Source organism: Synechococcus sp. L2F, from assembly GCF_024345695.1.
Lineage (GTDB): Bacteria > Cyanobacteriota > Cyanobacteriia > PCC-6307 > Cyanobiaceae > MW101C3.
The window spans coordinates 589,522-606,764 of the sequence record NZ_JAGQBP010000001.1; the positions used below are offsets into that span (position 1 = coordinate 589,522).

General features: G+C 67.8%; 15 protein-coding genes and 1 tRNA gene. 11 read left to right on the forward strand and 5 right to left on the reverse strand.

Features of this window, described 5'->3' with window-relative positions; all coding sequences use genetic code 11:
• Positions 1 to 131 precede the first annotated feature (131 nt).
• Positions 132 to 1,097, forward strand: a complete 966-nt coding sequence (locus KBZ19_RS02895; RefSeq protein WP_255099705.1) for an LCP family protein — start codon at positions 132 to 134, stop codon at positions 1,095 to 1,097.
• Between the two features lie 38 nt (positions 1,098 to 1,135).
• Here the strand turns inward: KBZ19_RS02895 and KBZ19_RS02900 are convergent, their stop codons facing one another.
• Complete coding sequence (locus tag KBZ19_RS02900; protein ID WP_255099706.1) at positions 1,136 to 1,654, reverse strand: hypothetical protein; 519 nt, start codon at positions 1,652 to 1,654, stop codon at positions 1,136 to 1,138.
• A 123-nt stretch (positions 1,655 to 1,777) separates the two neighbouring features.
• On the opposite strand from KBZ19_RS02900, the gene KBZ19_RS02905 reads away from it, so the two are divergent.
• Positions 1,778 to 2,773, forward strand: coding sequence for a ribose-phosphate pyrophosphokinase (locus KBZ19_RS02905; protein ID WP_094510475.1), 996 nt, complete (start codon positions 1,778 to 1,780; stop codon positions 2,771 to 2,773).
• 50 nt (positions 2,774 to 2,823) lie between these two features.
• Positions 2,824 to 4,038 (forward strand): glycoside hydrolase family 10 protein, encoded by a 1,215-nt coding sequence (locus KBZ19_RS02910; protein ID WP_399220095.1) that lies wholly within the window; start codon positions 2,824 to 2,826, stop codon positions 4,036 to 4,038.
• A 6-nt stretch (positions 4,039 to 4,044) separates the two neighbouring features.
• On the opposite strand, the gene pepN is transcribed toward KBZ19_RS02910, so the two are convergent.
• From pepN to KBZ19_RS02925, 3 genes are all read right to left on the reverse strand, one after another.
• Positions 4,045 to 6,729: an aminopeptidase N gene (gene pepN, locus KBZ19_RS02915; protein ID WP_255099707.1), complete on the reverse strand. Its 2,685-nt coding sequence runs from the start codon at positions 6,727 to 6,729 to the stop codon at positions 4,045 to 4,047.
• Between the two features lie 54 nt (positions 6,730 to 6,783).
• Positions 6,784 to 7,254, reverse strand: coding sequence for a hypothetical protein (locus KBZ19_RS02920; protein WP_255099708.1), 471 nt, complete (start codon positions 7,252 to 7,254; stop codon positions 6,784 to 6,786).
• Positions 7,255 to 7,404: 150 nt separating this feature from the next.
• Positions 7,405 to 7,836, reverse strand: a complete 432-nt coding sequence (locus KBZ19_RS02925; RefSeq protein WP_233132727.1) for a cAMP phosphodiesterase — start codon at positions 7,834 to 7,836, stop codon at positions 7,405 to 7,407.
• Between the two features lie 353 nt (positions 7,837 to 8,189).
• On the opposite strand from KBZ19_RS02925, the gene KBZ19_RS02930 reads away from it, so the two are divergent.
• Together KBZ19_RS02930 and KBZ19_RS02935 are read left to right on the forward strand one after the other, a co-directional pair.
• On the forward strand, positions 8,190 to 9,269 hold the full coding sequence (locus KBZ19_RS02930; protein WP_399220077.1) for a histidine kinase: 1,080 nt from the start codon (positions 8,190 to 8,192) through the stop codon (positions 9,267 to 9,269).
• A gap of 74 nt (positions 9,270 to 9,343) precedes the next feature.
• Positions 9,344 to 9,416 (forward strand) — tRNA-Glu (locus KBZ19_RS02935).
• Between the two features lie 384 nt (positions 9,417 to 9,800).
• Here the strand turns inward: KBZ19_RS02935 and KBZ19_RS02940 are convergent.
• Complete coding sequence (locus KBZ19_RS02940; RefSeq protein WP_255099709.1) at positions 9,801 to 10,271, reverse strand: SRPBCC family protein; 471 nt, start codon at positions 10,269 to 10,271, stop codon at positions 9,801 to 9,803.
• A 263-nt stretch (positions 10,272 to 10,534) separates the two neighbouring features.
• Here KBZ19_RS02940 and petH point away from each other — a divergent pair, with 263 nt between their 5' ends.
• From petH to KBZ19_RS02970, 6 genes are all read left to right on the forward strand, one after another.
• Positions 10,535 to 11,710 carry a ferredoxin--NADP reductase gene (gene petH, locus KBZ19_RS02945; RefSeq protein ID WP_255099710.1) on the forward strand — a complete coding sequence of 392 codons (1,176 nt, stop codon included), beginning with the start codon at positions 10,535 to 10,537 and terminating at the stop codon, positions 11,708 to 11,710.
• A gap of 136 nt (positions 11,711 to 11,846) precedes the next feature.
• Positions 11,847 to 13,370: a glucose-6-phosphate dehydrogenase gene (gene zwf, locus KBZ19_RS02950; RefSeq protein ID WP_094510394.1), complete on the forward strand. Its 1,524-nt coding sequence runs from the start codon at positions 11,847 to 11,849 to the stop codon at positions 13,368 to 13,370.
• Positions 13,371 to 13,427: 57 nt separating this feature from the next.
• Positions 13,428 to 14,717: a glucose-6-phosphate dehydrogenase assembly protein OpcA gene (locus KBZ19_RS02955; protein ID WP_094510393.1), complete on the forward strand. Its 1,290-nt coding sequence runs from the start codon at positions 13,428 to 13,430 to the stop codon at positions 14,715 to 14,717.
• Positions 14,718 to 14,753: 36 nt separating this feature from the next.
• On the forward strand, positions 14,754 to 16,238 hold the full coding sequence (locus KBZ19_RS02960; protein WP_255099711.1) for a cobyrinate a,c-diamide synthase: 1,485 nt from the start codon (positions 14,754 to 14,756) through the stop codon (positions 16,236 to 16,238).
• Between the two features lie 2 nt (positions 16,239 to 16,240).
• Positions 16,241 to 16,489, forward strand: a complete 249-nt coding sequence (locus tag KBZ19_RS02965; RefSeq protein ID WP_233132726.1) for an acylphosphatase — start codon at positions 16,241 to 16,243, stop codon at positions 16,487 to 16,489.
• Between the two features lie 53 nt (positions 16,490 to 16,542).
• Positions 16,543 to 17,235 (forward strand): GAP family protein, encoded by a 693-nt coding sequence (locus KBZ19_RS02970; protein WP_255099712.1) that lies wholly within the window; start codon positions 16,543 to 16,545, stop codon positions 17,233 to 17,235.
• Positions 17,236 to 17,243: the final 8 nt, after the last annotated feature.

The window sequence follows — 17,243 nt, forward strand, 5'->3', positions numbered from 1 at the left end:
CAACCTATCGGCAGGCCCGGCTTCCGTGCCGGAGCTACGGCAAAGTTGAGCCTTCGCAAGCATGAGCGCCGATGGCAGGCGGGAGCAAGGCACGCCCACGGGGTGCGGCGCGATCGGCAGGGGGTTCGGACGTGTCACCTGCGGGTCCTGCCCAGGCGGAGCCTGGCGGCCGCCCCCGCGCCCGGTTGGGGTCGCGGTTGTGGAAGCTGAGCCTGGCCCTTCTGGCTGCCGTGGGCACGGTGGTGCTGTTCGAGCGTGTGTGGTCGCGGCCCGACCCCGGCCTGGTCAGCAGCGATCAAGCGGCCCTCAACAAGGATCTGGCCGATCCGCCGATCCGTCCCATCACGGTGCTGCTGATCGGCACCGACGCCGACCGGCTCGATGCCAGCACCAACGGCGCCGCACCCCCCGGCCCCGCCAACGCCGACACGCTGCTGCTGATCCGGGCCGATCCGGGCGGGGCGATGCGGGTGCTGAATGTGCCCACCGAACTGGCTGTGCAGGTGCCGGGTCAGAAGAAGGTGCAGAGTCTGGGGGCCCTTTACCGGCTGGGCGGCCCTGCCCTCACGGCAGGCGGGGTGGGGGAGCTGGTAGGCCTTGACCCTGGCCAGCCTGAGCGCTATGTGGTGATGCCGCGTCAGGTGCTGCGCAGCCTGGTGGACGGCCTGGGCGGGCTGGAGCTGAACCTGGATCAGGCCGTCCGTTACCACGACAAAACCCAGAACTACCGGGTCGATCTTCAGGGCGGGCTGCAGGTGCTGAAGGGCCCGCAGGTGGAGCAGCTGGTGCGCTTCAAGGGCAAGGACGACGGCCTCAGCGGACGGCGCAGCCGCCAGCAGGAGGTGATCGCCGGCCTGCTGGAGCAGCTGGGGCGCCCTGACGGCACGGCGAAACTGGCGCAGCAGGTGAGGCAGCTCCAGCCGTTGGTTGGCACCAACCTGACGGAAACCGAGATGCTGAGCCTGCTCAACGTGGCGATCCAGCAGGCCCACACCGTGCGCTACGACAAACTCCCGCTGGCACCCACCACCGAGCCTGGCCAGACGCTGCGGCAAGTGGCGCCGGGAGCAGAGCAGCCGCTGTGGCCGGCGGGGTAGCCCCACTCCGGCCATCGCGATGGATCAGCGCAGGCCGCTCAGAGGGTGGTGAGGCGCTGCCAGCGCAGCTTCAGGGCCTCCAGCAACACCTCCGCACCGGCAGCGCCGTGGTCGCCTGGCTGCAGCGCACCGAGCCAGGCCAGACCCTCGCAGGCGCGGGCCGACCCGTCCCAGCTGCCGCCCCACTGCACCAGGCCAAGCAGGGGCACGGCGGAGCGATCGAGCAGGGCGGTGTAGGCCGCCGCCAGCCCGCTGGTGGCGTCGTCAGCCGTCACCAGCAGCAGGGTGGGCTGCCGCCAGGCGCCGAGCACCTCCGCCCAGCGGGTGCCCACCGGCAGCCAGCGGCCTGGGTCTTGCTCGAGCGCCACCAGAGCGCCGCCCCGGTGGCCCTGGAGGGCCGCCATCAGCTGATCGGGCTCAACCGATTGAGCGGCCAGCTGGCTGAGCTCGGTTGTGGCGGGCAGGGCCAGCAGCGACTGCAGGCGCGGGGCCGCCTGGGGCAGGGCCGCCAGCCCGCCCGGGCCGGCTCCGGCCAGCACCAGGGGAGAGGTGAGCAAGGACCGCTGTTCGGACAAGACCGGCAGGCAGTGGTTCATCATTCTTCATACCACCAGGTTTCGCCGGCATCCGACCGGAAGGCTTCTACCATCAGCTCCATGCCGACCTCGCTCACGCCCGCCGTGACCCGTTTCCTGACAGCCGATCGGGTCGAGCAGGACCAGCCCCCTCACGACACCCGGCGGTTGCGGCTGTTCAGCGGCACGTCGAACCAGGCCTTGGCCCGCGAGATCGGCGCCTATCTCGGTGTTCCCGATGGGCCGCGCGCGATCAAGCGCTTCGCCGATGGTGAGCTTTATATCCAGATTCAGGAATCGATCCGCGGCTGCGATGTCTTCCTGATCCAACCCACCTGCGCTCCGGTGAACGATCACCTGATGGAGCTGCTGATCATGGTGGATGCCTGCCGGCGTGCCTCGGCCCGGCAGATCACCGCCGTGGTGCCCTACTACGGCTACGCCCGCGCCGACCGCAAGACGGCGGGCCGCGAATCGATCACTGCCAAGCTGGTGGCCAATCTGCTGGTGAAATCCGGCGTCGACCGGGTGCTGGCGATGGACCTGCACTCCTCCCAGATTCAGGGGTACTTCGACATCCCCTGCGATCACATCTACGGCTCGCCCGTGTTGGTGGATTACCTGCGCACCCGCGACCTCGGCGAGGTGGTGGTGGTGTCACCGGATGTGGGCGGCGTGGCCCGGGCCCGGGCCTTCGCCAAGCAGATGAGCGATGCGCCGCTCGCGATCATCGACAAGCGCCGCTCCGGCCACAACGTGGCTGAGAGCCTCACAGTGATCGGCGACGTGGCCGGCAAGACGGCCATCCTGATCGACGACATGATCGACACCGGCGGCACCATCTGCGCGGGCGCCCGACTGCTGCGCCAGCGGGGCGCCACCCGGGTGCTGGCCTGCGCCACCCATGCGGTGTTCTCCCCTCCCGCGATCGAGCGGCTCTCCGAGCCCGGCCTGTTCGAAGAGGTGCTGGTCACCAACAGCATCCCGATCAGCGACGACCGCCGCTTCCCGCAGCTGCAGGTGCTTTCGGTGGCCAACATGCTGGGCGAAGCCATCTGGCGCATCCACGAGGAAAGCTCTGTGAGCTCGATGTTCCGCTGAAACCACCCGAACGCCACCGCTCCGAGGCGCCCTTTCCCCTGCGGGTGCGGCTGAAGAAGGCCCTGCCGGTGCTGGTCACGGCCCTGCTCACCACAGGACTGCAAAGCGTCGGCCTGCTGCCCGCTGCCGCCTCCAGCCAGCGCGTGGGAGTGTGGCTCACCAACAGCCCCAGCCTCCTCTACTACGACCGCAACCGGATCGAGCAGGCCGTCAAGGAACTGGCAGCTGCCGGGTTCAACACCCTCTACCCGAATGTGTGGAGCCGGGGCACCACCTTCCACCGCAGCCGCTTTGCTCCCACCGAACCGGCCCTGCTGAAGGCTGCTCCGGGACTCGATCCGATCTGCCAGATCACCCGCTCCGCCCAGCGGCGCGGCATGCAGGTGATCCCCTGGTTCGAATACGGAATGATGGAGCCCGCCGACGCGGAGGTGGTGCGGCGTCATCCCGAGTGGGTGCTGCAGCGCAGCGATGGCTCCACCCTCTATGCCATGCACGGCGCCAACCTGAAAACCTCACCGCTCCGGGATCTGCGGGTGTGGCTCAACCCGGCCCACCCCGGCGTGCGCGCCCGCTTCATCGGCCTGATCCAGGAGATCGTGCAGCGCTGTGGTGTCGACGGCATCCAGCTCGACGACCACTTCGCCTGGCCGGTGGAACTGGGCTACGACCCCTACTCCCGGGCCCTGTTCAGCAAGGAGAAGGGGCGTGAACCTCCCACGGATTTCAACAACCGCGAATGGATGAGCTGGCGGCGCCAGCAGCTCACCGGCCTGCTGCGGGAGCTGCGAAGGGAACTGCGCCGCAGCAACGACAAGGCGGTGATCAGCCTGTCCCCTGGACCGTTCCGCTTCGCCTACAACCACTGGCTCCAGGACTGGGAAATCTGGGCCCTGGGCAAACTGGTGGATGACCTGGTGGTTCAGAACTACGCCTTTTCGGTGCGCGGTTTCGCCCGTGATCTCGATCAGCCGGCGCTGGTGAAGGCCCGCCAGTGGGGCCTGCCCGTGGAAATCGGCATCCTGGCGGGCTTCGGTGGCCGCACTCCCGACATGGCCACGCTCAATCAGAAGGTGGAGCTGGCGGCCCAGCGTGGTCATGGCGTGATCTATTTCTATTGGGAAGGCCTGTGGGGCACCTACGCCGGGCCCGAGGGAGCTTCCCTCCGGCGCGACGCGTTCACCCGATTGCACCGCCAGGCCTTCGGTCGCGGGCAGAGCCCCGCCAAGGGACAGGCCTCCAGCGCCGGAGCGGCGCCCCGCTGATCGCCTTCAGGCCGCCACCCCTTCTCCGGCGCCGAGCGAACGGCACTGCTCCACCACTTCGCGGGTGTTGGCAGAGAGATCCGCCGCAGCCAGCTGCTCCACCGCCGCGCGCATGTGCCCGGCCCGCTCCGGCGCATAGCTCTGCCAGCGGCTGAACAGCTTCGCGAGCCGCGACGCCGTGATCGGGTTGCGCCGATCGAGCGCCACGATCTGCTCGGCCATGAACCGATAGCCCGTGCCATCGGCCGCGTGAAACACCGGCGTGTTGGCAGAAAAGCCCCCCAGCACCGCGCGGATCGCGTTGGGGGCTGCCGGGTCGAAGCGCGGATGGGCCAGCAGAGCTGACGCCCGCTCCAGCCCATCGGCGAAGGGGGCGCTGGCCTCCAGCGCGAACCAGGCATCGAGGATCACCGGCTTCTCCTGCCAGCGTTGGTAGAAGGCCTCCAGCGCGCGGCGACGTTGCTCGCAGGGGTGAACCTGCAGGGCCCGCAGCCCTGCCCTGGCGAGCGTCATCGACGGTCCCTGCACCGCAGCGGCAGCGGCCTCGCGCACGGCCTCATCCCCGGCCGCCGCTCGCCAGCTCCAGATCGTGGCGGTCAGGCGCCGCTCACCCTGCCCCTGAGGCCAGGGCTGCTCCCACTGCAGCCGGCAGGCGGCAAGCGCTTCCAGCAACGGCTCTTCCACGGCAGCGCCGAAGACCCGCTCCAGGTCCAGCAGGGCCGCAAACAGCGCCGGAGGATCCGGCTCCGGGGCCAGATCCTCCAGTTCGGCCATGCCGGGAAGGGCCAGCAGGGCACTGCGGCTGGCAGGCGGCAAGCTGCTGTCGGTGAGGATCGCGGCAAAGGCAGCGGTAAGCCCACATTCCAGTTCCGGGTCGCTGCGACCGGCGGCCCGGGCCAGCACGGCCTGCCGCAGCAGGGTCTGGCCTGCATCCCAGCGGGCGAAGGGGTCGCTGTCACAGGCGAACAGGTGCAGCAGTTCGGCAGTCGGCCGGGCAAGCTCGAGCCGCACGGGCGCCGAGAAGCCCCGCAGCACCGAGAGGGCCGGCGGCGTCGGTCCCGGGGGCAACCCCTCGTAGCGCAGCTGGGTCTCCGCAGCCTCCAGCACGACGGGCGATCCACCGGTCTGGGGCAGGGCCTGGCCGTCCTCACCCACAAGGGCCAGGGCCAGGGGAATCACCAACGGCTGCTTGCGCGGCTGGCCCGGGGTGGCGGGGGTGTGCTGGCGCAGCACCATGGCGAGTGCGCCACTGGCGCCGTCCCAATGGCGATCGATCGACACCACGGGGGTGCCGGCCTGGTGATACCAGCGGCTGAACTGCTCGAAACTGAAGCGCAGCGGTGAGGGATCGTCGCCCTGGCCATCGGCGGTGGCCGCAGAGGCTTCCGTTGCGGCGTCCTGCATGGCCTGCAGGAAATCGGCAGTGGTGGCGGCAGTGCCGTCGTGGCGCTGCACATAGAGCGCCATGCCGCGCATGAAGGTGGCAGGACCCAACAATGTGTGCAGCATACGGATCACTTCCGCACCTTTCTCATAGATGGTGGTGGTGTAGAAATTGTCGATCGCCTGATAGTGATTCGGCTGAATCGGGTGGGCAGTGGGTCCTGCATCTTCCCGGAATTGGGTATTGCGCAGCATCGCCACATCCTCGATGCGCTTGAGATCGGCACCGTGCAGATCGGCGGTGAAGCATTGGTCGCGAAACACCGTGAGTCCTTCCTTAAGGGAAAGCTGGAACCAGTCACGGCAGGTGATGCGATTCCCCGTCCAATTGTGGAAGTATTCGTGGGCAATCACACTTTCGATGCGTTCGAGCTCACCATCAGTGGCGGTTTCGGCATCGGCGAGCACCAGCTTGGAGTTGAAGATGTTCAGGCTCTTGTTCTCCATGGCGCCCATGTTGAAATGGCGCACAGCCACGATGTTGTATTCATCGAGGTCGTATTCGAGCCCATAGACCTGCTCATCCCAGGCCATCGACCGCTGCAGCGAGGCCATCGCATGAGCGGTGTAGGGGGAATCGCCAGGCTCCACATGCAGGCGCAGTTGCACCATCCGGCCACTGGCGGTGGTGAAGCTGCCGCGCACCTCCTCAAGCCGTCCGGCCACCAGCGCGAACAGATAGGAGGGCTTGGGGAAGGGGTCGTCCCAGACCGCGAAGTGGCGGCCATCGGCCAGGGCACCGGCAGCCTGGCAATTGCCGTTGGAGAGCAGCACCGGGTAGCGCTCCTGCTCCGCTTCGATCCGCACCTGGAAGCGGCTGAGCACATCCGGTCGGTCGGGGTGGAAGGTGATGCGGCGGAAGCCTTCGGCCTCACACTGGCTTGTCACCATGCCGCCGCTGGCATAGAGGCCTTCCAGGGTGGTGTTCGTGTAGGGGTCGATCCGCACCCGACTGGTGAGTACGAACGGCCGCTGCGGCGGCTGGAGCACCACCAGAAGCCCCTCCTCCTGGTGGGTGGCGGCAGGCGGAAGTGGTTCCCCGTCGATGGCCAGAGCCTCCAGCTCCAGCCCCACCCCCCGCAGCTCCAACGGTGAAGCGGCTTGAACAGCTGCAGACGCCCCCGCCGCGGGAAGGAACGAAAGGGTCGCTTCCACCAGGCCGTGGTCGGGGAAGAGGCGCACGGTCAGGTCCGTGCGCTCCAGCGCGTAGGGATAAGGCCGGTAATCGGCCAGGCGCACATCAGGCATCGACCCAGGGAAGAACAACCCTCTGATCCTGAAGGGTGCCAGGCAGCGCCGCGATCACCAAGGCAGCGGACTGCGTCCCTGACCGGCATTGCAACCCACCTGGGAGCCCAGCAGCGCGCCAAGCGGCACTGCCCAGGTCCGGCCCTGGTCGCGGGAGGCGGCATAGCCGATGCCACCGCCGATCACGCCGCCCACAAGCCGGCCGATCGAGCAGCGCTGTTGCAGCGCTTGCGCTTCTTCAAAGGTCTGCGGTGCATTGAAGCCGTTCACCTGCCCCTGATAATCCTGATAAGGGGCGGGGAAGTTCCGCACCGGAATCACTCCCGACTGTGGGAGTGTCTGGGCCACGGGGACCTGGCGATAGACGGGAACCTGGCGGTACACCGGCTGCTGCTGATACACCGGCACCTGCTGGTAGGCCTGGCCAGGAAACCCAAACGACTGAGCCTGGACCGCGAGCGGAGCCAAGGAACCCATGCTGAGCAGGCCGGCGGCCATCAGGGCAGAAGATGACGAGAAGGTCATGACGACGTTGGTGAAAAACACCCCGGAGGGATGCCTTCAGCAAAGCCAGAAGCCCTGAATGAACTGCAACTGACCAGGGGGTCAATCGCATCCGGATGCGACCGCCAGTTGTGAGGTTGGCCTCTATCAAAAAGCCAACGTCTCAGCCATCTACTTCGGGGGTGCCTTTGCAGGCGCAGCTGGTGCAGGTGCGAGCGGGCCAGCTGCCGGCCTTGCGCCAGATCCCTGCTGCTTGATGGCCGCCTCCACCCGCTTCACTACATCCGGCGGCACCTGTTTCGGACAGAGATCCACCGCGCCGATCACGGCGGAGTTCACGGCACCGCGCCGCAAATCCTCAATGGTGAGGGTCTGGGTGCCCACCTGCTGGATCTTGCCGCCGTGCAGCCCCTGGAGCACTTGCGCGATGGTTTCACCGGCGATGGCCACGGCCTTGTCGAAGTCCACGCCGCCGCCGCGGGCGATGCAAACGTTGACAGCCGCGATCCGTGTATACAGCTGCATCTGCGCTTCCGTGGCCGGTGCGGTTTGAGCGGCGGCGGGCAGAGACGCGAAGGGGAGCAGCAGGAGGGGGACCGCCACGAGGGACCGGCTCCAGCGGGGCAGAAGACGCAAAGGGGAGGACGCGTGAACCTCCATGGTGCTGCACCAGCCGATGAACTTCAATCGTGCAGCAGCCGTGCCTCGCCCACTCTCCACGCCGTCCCGCGCAACCCGCCTGGTTCTCCGGCCGGCCCCCCGCGCCCGAAACCGCCTGCGCCCGCCCGCAGTCCACCAAACCGGCCCAGCGCCCTGCCATGGACTGCGGGTGAACTCATAGTGTGGCGATTACGTATTGGACCAGCCAGACGGTGCCTGCTGCGGGGGGGCCTAACCCCACCACCCATCCCCCTGAGGCCTCACCGCCGCCGCGTCGCCCGCTGAAACTGCTGCTGGTGGCGGCGCCGTACCATCTCGCCACCGCCGACCTGCGCGGCGTCATGCACCTGCTCCAGAGCAGCGACAGCGGTTTCGATGTAAAACTTGAAGTGGCCCACCCGGCCGAGCGCCCGGAGCTTTTGGAGCTCCACCGTCTCGTGGCCACCCCGGCCTTGGTGAAACTTGAACCGAAGCCCCGCCAGGTGTTTGCCGGAAACACCGTGCTGCAGCAGCTCAAGGGCTGGCTACCCCGCTGGCAGCAGCGGGAAGTGGTGAGCGGCCTTGGCATGAGCCTGCGCCCCGCAGAAATGGATGGCAGCCGCACGCAGCGGGAACTGCAGCTGGAAGATCAATTGCTGGTGCTGCGCCAGGAGAACGAAACCCTGATCGAGCGGCTGGGGGTGCAGGAACGCCTGCTGCGCATGGTGGCCCATGAACTGCGTACGCCGCTCACCGCGGCCAAGCTGGCGCTGCAGAGCCTGCAGCTCGGCCACATCGACACCACGCGTTGCCGCGACGTGCTCGACCGGCGGCTGGACGACATCGAGCACCTCTCCAAGGACCTGCTGGAAGTGGGGACCACCCGCTGGGAGGCCCTCTTCAATCCCCAGCAGCTTGGGTTGGCCTCGGTGGCGGCGGAGGCGATCCTGGAGCTTGAAAAGCTATGGGTGGGCCGCGACATCCAGCTGATTACCGACATTCCCGCCGACCTCCCGGCCGTGTTTGCCGATCAGCGGCGCATGCGGCAGGTGCTGCTCAACCTGATCGAGAACGCCTTGAAATTCACCCCTGACGGGGGCCAGGTGCACCTCACGCTGCTCCACCGCACCAACCAGTGGCTGCAGGTGAGTGTCTGCGACACCGGCCCGGGCATTCCCAGAAACGAACAGCAGCGGGTGTTCCTGGAGCGGGTGCGCCTGCCCCAGACCTCGGGCACCACCTCAGGCTTCGGGGTGGGCCTGTCCGTGTGCAGGCGGATCGTGGAAGTGCATGGCGGTCGGATCTGGGTGGTTTCGGAGCCGGGAGAAGGGGCCTGCTTCCATTTCACCGTGCCGGTGTGGAACGGTCAGAACGCGGCAGTCGCTTCTCCTCCTTGACGAAGGGCCACTCCGACCCGTAGCGTCCAACACGTCGGATGGAGAGGCTTCGAACGCCCTTCACCCGTGGCCTCGCCCCCATCGTCTAGAGGCCTAGGACACCTCCCTTTCACGGAGGCGACAGGGGTTCGAATCCCCTTGGGGGTATATCTTAAGTCAGAATACGATCTTTATTTATTACATTCAAGATTAGATTCTATCTGTTTTTGTTTTCATACAGCCAAATCCGATTTGTTTCCCTTTTCAAGCGTCTGATTTATTCGGTCAATCGTTCAGTTCGGGGCAACATCCTCAGCACAGTCCATCCAGCTCAGTGCAGGGCATCAGCCTTTGGGCTGGGGCCGTCCTGCTCAACGCCAGCCATCATTAACTACCGGAAGCCAAGCTTTGTAGGGAGCACACTCTCTCCGTGACGGCATCAAGGCTTGATCCTCTGGGGGTCTGAGGCTCAACAAGTCGGCATTCCGTTTTCTGTGAGTTTCCGCCAGAAGATCAGCGGCTGTAAGCCCAGCCAGGCACCGCCTGGTGGTCTCAGAGGCGGCCCGAGCGGCGCAGTGCTTCCTGTTGCACTGCCCGCAGGTTGGCAGCCAGGTCTTCGCGCAGGCGCTGCTCAATCAGCGCGATCGGCATGCCCGGGCGGCCCTGCACGGTGAGGTCGTAAAGGAGCCGGGAGCCGATCGGATCCGGGCTCACCTGCCACGCCCCTTCAAAACGGCGGAAATCGCCCTGGATCATGGCGAAGCGGAGCATGCCGTGTTCCCGCACTTCCTGGAGCTCCAGTTCCACCCGCGCCGAGAAGCGCAGACCGCAGAACTGTTGACAGCCCACCTGCTCCAGACCCACCCGGTCGTCACGGCGCCACAGCAACCGCGAGGTGGAGAGGTTCGGGATGAAGCGACTGAGGTTCTCGTAATCCGTGAGCACCGACCAGATCAGGTCGTCCTTGAGGTCGATGCGCAGCTGAACGGCCAGACGGCGGGCCCCCTGGGGCAGGCGCTCCATCTCCTGTTGGATGGTGTCGAGGGGGCAGGAGTGTTGCCCTGTGGCCGGGCTTGACGCAGTGATGAGCGAACCGGCGGAAGACACCACGTAGAAACACCCCAGTGCCGGGGAACGTAGGGGAGAGGACAACCTGTTGTCGCGCACCAAACTTAGCCCTGATGCCCGGATGTCGGCGTCAGGAACCGCGCACCTGCTGGGGAGCCGGTTGTGGCTTCGGAGCGTTGCCTAAGATCTGACAGCCTTTTTCCGCAGTGAGTCGCTTCATGCGCACCTCGACCGCCGCGCTTCGCCAGTCCGATGCCCGCATGTTCACCCTGGTGGTGGAAGGGCTGCAGGGTCCCGGAGAGCGAGCGGCCGAACGTCGCTTCATGGTGCCGCTGTCCCGGATGCAGGCCACGCTGCGCCTGATCAACCAGCAGGGAGGACGACTGATCTCGGTCACCCAATCCGACCAGGCCCCCACCCCATCTCCTGACCCCGGCCCCTCCGACCCGGTCGCCCCCCCCGCCATCGCTCCTGTGACCACCACCGCCGCCAAAGAACCGGGCAAGCACGAGGCCGTGCCCGTGAACCTCTACAAGCCGAAGGACCCCTATGTGGGCACCGTGCTCGGCAACTATTCCCTGCTCGCCGAGGGGGCGATCGGCCGGGTGAACCACATCACTTTCGACCTCTCCGAGGGCAAGCTCCACTACGTGGAAGGCCAGAGCATCGGCATCATTCCCGATGGCACCGACACCAACGGCAAACCGCACAAGCTGCGTCTGTATTCGATCGCCAGCACCCGCCACGGCGACAACCTCGAAGACAAAACCGTGTCGCTCTGCGTCCGCCAGCTGCAATACGAGAAAGACGGCGAGACCATCAACGGTGTCTGCTCCACGTTCCTCTGTGACATCGAGCCCGGCGCCAAGGTGCGGATCACGGGGCCCGTGGGCAAGGAAATGCTCCTGCCGCCCGACGAAGACGCCAACGTGATCATGCTGGCCACCGGCACCGGCATCGCACCGATGCGAGCCTATCTGCGCCGCATGTTCGATCCCGGCGAGCGTGAGAAGAACCCCCTCTACCAGTTCAAAGGCAAGGCCTGGCTGATCATGGGCGTGCCCACCACCGCCAACCTGCTCTACGAAGACGACTTCCAGAGCTACCTGAGCCACTTCCCCGACAACTTCCGCTACACCAAGGCCATCAGCCGCGAGCAGCAGAACCCCTCGGGCGGCCGTATGTACATCCAGGACCGGGTGGCCGAACACGGCGAAGAGATCTTCAACATGATCGAAGACCCCAAGACCCACGTCTACATGTGCGGTCTGCGGGGCATGGAGCCCGGCATCGACGAAGCCATGACCAAGGCCGCCGAAGCCAAAGGGCTGACCTGGTCGGAGCTGCGCCCCCAGCTCAAGAAAGCCGAGCGCTGGCACGTGGAAACCTACTGAGCCGGCTGCTTCCTGCAGGCTTGGCCCGCCCTCTGGGCGGGCTTTTTTTTTGCCGAAACCCCCACATAGCCGCCTGGGCACTCCGTGGGTGGCCGGTTCCCGGCTTTCGTGGATGAATCAGGCCCGCCCTTCCCCCATGACCGCCGTCCTCACCAATCCGCTCAGGGTCGGGTTGCGCCAGGAGCGGGTGATCTCGCCCCAGTGTCTGGTGATCTTCGGCGCCAGCGGCGACCTCACCCACCGCAAGCTGATTCCGGCGCTGTTCGAGCTGTTTCGCCAGCGGCGCCTGCCCAGCGAGTTCGCCGTGCTGGGCTGTGCCCGCCGCCCCTGGAGCGATGAAGAGTTCCGCGCCCGCATGACCGAGGCCCTGGCGGAGGAGGTGGCCGACCACGCCAGCGCCTGGGAACAGTTCAGCAGCGGCCTCTTCTACGAGCCGGTGGACCTGCAGGTGCCTGAGCATCTGGTGCGCCTGGGCCAGCGGCTCGAGGCCATCGACCGGCTACGGGCCACCCGCTCCAACCGCACCTTCTACCTGTCGGTGTCGCCCACCTTCTATGGCAGCGGCTGCCGCGCCCTCGCCGATGCCGGCCTGCTGAGCGACCCGCAGCGCAGCCGGGTGGTGATCGAGAAGCCCTTCGGTCGTGACTACGGGAGCGCCGAGAAGCTCAACCGAATCGTGCAGGCCTGCGCCCAGGAAAACCAGGTCTTCCGGATCGACCACTACCTGGGCAAGGAAACGGTCCAGAACATCCTGGTGCTGCGCTTCGCCAACACCATCTTCGAGCCGATCTGGAACCGCAACTTCATCTCCAGCGTGCAGATCACCGCCGCTGAAACCGTGGGGGTGGAGGAGCGGGCCGGCTACTACGAAAGCTCCGGCGCCCTGCGGGACATGGTGCAGAACCACCTCACCCAGATGCTGGCGCTCACCACCATGGAAGCGCCGGGCCGCTTCGACCCGGAAGCGATCCGCAACGAGAAGGCCAAGGTGCTGCAGGCCGCTCGCCTCGCCGATGAGGCCGAGCCCTGGAACTGCTGCGTACGCGGCCAGTACGGACCCGGCGGCTCCCGCAGCCGGCCGATCAAGGGCTACCGGGAGGAGCCGGGGGTCAACCCGAACAGCACCACCGAAACCTATGTGGCGATGAAGCTGTTCATCGACAACTGGCGCTGGCAGGGGGTGCCCTTCTATCTGCGCACCGGCAAGCAACTGCCCAAGCGGCTCAGCGAGGTGGTGCTCACCTTCCGTGAGGCGCCGGTGCACCTCTTCGACGCCGCCGGCGGCAGCCCAACCGCCAACCAGCTGATCCTGCGCATCCAGCCCAACGAGGGCGCCGAATTCCGCTTCGAGGTGAAGGCTCCTGGATCGGGCATGCGCAGCCGCCCGGTCGACATGCAGTTCTCCTACGACGAATCGTTCGGGGAACCCTCCGATGAGGGCTACGTACGCCTGCTCGCCGACGCCATGCTGGGAGATCCCACCCTGTTTACCCGCGGCGATGAGGTGGAAGCGGCGTGGCGCCTCTACACCCCCCTGCTGGAGCTGATCGAGGACAGTCCCTGGCAGCTGCCGGTCCAGCCCTATGAGGCCCGCACCTGGGGCCCCGCCGCTGCCGACAGCCTGCTCGCCAGCGACGACCTGGTCTGGCGCCGCCCCTGAACGCCTCGGCCTCCACCATCCACGTCCGTCCCGTCCCCCCTCCCTGCCCCTCTCTCCATGAGCCCCCAACTAACCCTTCAGGCCCCGGTGGAACTGCCGCCCCCCGAGCTCACCGGCTACCTGGAGAAGCTCTGGCAGCACGACCTGGGGCACAGCAGCGGGGCCAGCACCTTCACCCTGCTGGTATGGCAACCGGCCTGGGTGGAACAGCACCTGGTGCGGCTGGGCCGGCTGGAAGGCCCGGTGACCGGGGTGGTGCGTCCGGAAGTGCTGGAGGCGGCCCGTGAAGCGGTCGACTTCTGTGGCCTTCCCCCCAGCACCTCGCCGCTGGCACCAGAACTGGCCTGGGCGCTGGGCGAGCACGCGGGGGTCGACCACGTCGGCGAAGACCTGCGCGGCCAACACGTGGAATCGGCGATCAGCGCCTACCAGCCGCGCCGGCTGATCACCCTGGCGCCCACGCTCAGCAATAGCGCCGGCCTGGAAACGCTTGTGGCGGCCTACTGCCCGCTCAGCGAGGAAGGCAACAACGGCGCCACCTGCGGAGATGTGGTGGTGCTGCGCGGCGACTTCGACGCCCTGCGGCAGGGCCTGAGCCTGCTGCAGCCCCTGGTGCCCGACGACCTGCCCTGCTGGGTGTGGTGGAACGGTTCGCTGGAGGAAGCGCCCGATCTGCTGGCGGCCCTCAGCAGCCCGGGGCGCCGGCTGGTGATCGACAGCGCCCTCGGCCCGCCGCGCCGCTGCCTTGATCTGCTGGAGGAGCGCGTCAACAGCAGCACCGCCGTCAACGACCTCAACTGGCTGCGGTTGCGCGGCTGGCGGGAGTCGCTGGCGATGGTGTTCGACCCGCCCGGTCGGCGCGAATCGCTCAGCCACGTGGTGCACCTCGACATCGATGTGGAGGGCAGCCATCCGGTGCAGGGGCTGCTGCTGGCGGCCTGGATCGCCGACCGACTCGGCTGGCACTTTGTGACCAGTTACAAAATGGACGGTGACTCCATCGGCGCCGACTTCGAGCGCAGCGACGGCAAGGAAGTGCGCCTCAAGCTGATGCCGGTGCCGGTGGGGATCCCCAGCAGCCACCCGGGCACGATCGTGGGGTTGCGGCTGATCTGCGAACCCGACGATCGCAAGCCGCTCTGCGTGATCCTCTGCTCGGAAACCGGCGGCTGCATGCGGCTGGAGGCCGGCGGCGTGGCGCGGATGGAGCTGGCGGAAGATGTGGTGCCGAAGGTGCCCGGGTCCGATGAGATGGAAATGGGGCGGCTGCTGGGTGGCGGCCACGACTCCACCACGCCGCTGCTCGCCGCCGCTGCTCCGCTGGCAGCCAAGCTGCTGCCGAACTGAGGCTGTCCTGAACCCAGCGGCGGGGGGCCGGCACTGATGGCCTGCCTGATTGCGGCCCCCTGCAGCGGCAGCGGCAAAACGCTGCTCAGCCTGGCGCTCACGGCCCTGCTGCGCCAGCGCGGCCGCAGCGTCCAGACCTTCAAGGTGGGGCCCGACTACCTCGATCCCCAGTTGCTGGCCCGGGTGAGCGGCCGGCCGTGCCGCAACCTCGACCGCCTGCTCTGCGGCCCCGAATGGGTGGAGCGCAGTTTCCACTGGTGGGGCCGTCAGGCCGACCACTGCCTGGTGGAGGGGGTCATGGGCCTGTTCGACGGCCGCGGGCCCGGCGACGAGGGCAGCTCCGCCGAACTGGCCGTCGCGCTGCAGCTGCCGGTGGTGCTGGTGGTGGAAGCCAGCCGCCAGGCCGGATCGGTCGCGGCGCTGGTCAACGGTTTCCGGCACCATCGCCGCGACCTCACCATGGCCGGGGTGGTGCTCAACGGCGTAAGCACCGCCCGGCACCAGGCGCTGCTGAGCGAAGCGCTTGCGGCCATCGGCATGCCGGTGCTGGGCCTGCTGCCGCGCCACCCCAGCCTGAGCCTGCCGTCACGGCACCTGGGGCTGCTGCCCGCCCATGAGCTCCACGACCTCACGCGCACCTGCGGAGAATGGGCAGCGCTGGCCGAGCAGCACCTTGATCTCGCGCAGCTGCTGCCCCTGCTGGCACCCCCCGCCAGTTCACCAGAGACCGCCTCCGGCGGCGATCCGATCCAATGGGCGCTCGGGCTCGAACACGAAACCCCAGCACCCGAGCCCGTGCGTGTGGCCATTGCCGCCGATGCCGCCTTCCACTTCCGCTACCCGGAAGCCACCGAACTGCTTGAAGGGGTGGGGGTGGAGCCGCGGCTTTGGCAGCCCCTGGCCGATGCGCCGCTGCCGCCGGATTGTCAGGGGGTGATCCTGCCGGGCGGCTACCCGGAGCTGCACGCGCCGGAACTGGCTGCCGCCCGGCGCAGCCTGGCTGACCTGCGGCGTGCCGCAGCCGCCGGCCTGCCGATCTACGCCGAATGCGGTGGCCTGCTGCTGCTGGGGCAGGCGTTGGAGGATCCAGAGGGCCAGCCCTACCCGATGGCTGGCCTGCTGCCGTTCACGGCCCGACGCGGGGCCCTCCAGCTCGGCTACCGGCAGGCCACCCCCAGCCACGACGGGCTGGTGGCACGCTGCGGAGAATCCGTCTGCGGCCACGAATTCCACCGCTGGGAGCTGCACCCCACTCCCACGGCAGCCTCTGTGTCGGGCGGCAACGGTGTGATGGACGGAATCAAGCCGCTGTGGCAGCTTGAGGGATGGGGTTGCCCACCGCGGAGTGAAGGATGGACGACGCGCACGCTTCACGCCAGCTGGCTTCACCTCCATTGGGCTGGGTGTTCGGCGATCTGCCGGCGCCTCCACGACGCAGCCCGGCGGACAGCTCCGTTCGCCGGGGCGGCGGCAGCCGCCGCAGCGCCGGCTCCCTGGCCTCCCGGGAGCGCTGGCAGCTGATCGTGCGCGGCCATGTGCAGGGTGTGGGCTACCGCCAGGCCTGCTGCCGCGCCGCTGCCGCGCTCGGCGTGGCGGGCTGGGTGCGCAACCGCAGCGATGGTTCGGTGGAGGTGCAGGCGGAAGGCCCGAACCAGCAGCTGCTGGATCTGCGGCTGTGGTGTGAGTCGGGGCCGCCCGGGGCACTGGTGAGTGAGGTGATCCCCAGCCTGATGCCGATCGCTGGCGACGACTGGTTCGAGATCCGCCGCTGAGCGCGGCGTGTGCGTCATCCTGGCCGGGACCGCCAACGCGCCCTGGCGCCCCGATGCACGACCCCTCGCTCTGGACCGAACTGATCGCCTACGGCAGCGGCATCAGCCTCAGCCCGATCCATGTGGGCCTGCTGCTGCTGTTGCTTCTCGGTGAGCACCCCCTGCGGCGGGGTGGCCTGTTCGTGCTGAGCTGGGTCGTCACGATCGCCGTGATGGTGACCGTGCTGCTCACCCTGGGCCACGGCCTGCTGCTCACCATGGAGCAGGGCAGCAGCCACCGCACGGGGCTGGATCTGATGGGGGCCGGAGCCCTGCTCACCCTGGGGGTGCGGGAGCTGCTGCCGACCAGCCGCGGTGCTGGTCCGGAGGAAGCTCCAGGCTGGACGCGCCAGCTCGACCGTTTCTGCCGCCTGCCCCTGCCGCTGCTGATCGGCGCCGGGGCGGCGCTGGAGGTGGTCAGCCCGGACGACCTGTTCCTGATGGCCAAGGGGGCATCGGCGCTGCTGGCGGCTCAACTGGGCCGCGGGCAGGAGCTGCTGATGGCCGCAGTCTTCACCCTGGCGTCCAGCCTGCTGCTGCTGGTGCCGTTCCTGGCGGTGGCCCTGGCCCGCGAGCGCATGCTGCCGCGGCTCGAGAGCGCCAAGAAGCTGCTGTTCGCCCGGGGGGATCTGGTGGTGGGCGGCCTCAGCCTGGCGCTGGCGGCCTACCTGGCCTGGCAGGGCATCGAAGGCCTGCGCATGGTCTGAGCCGCCGG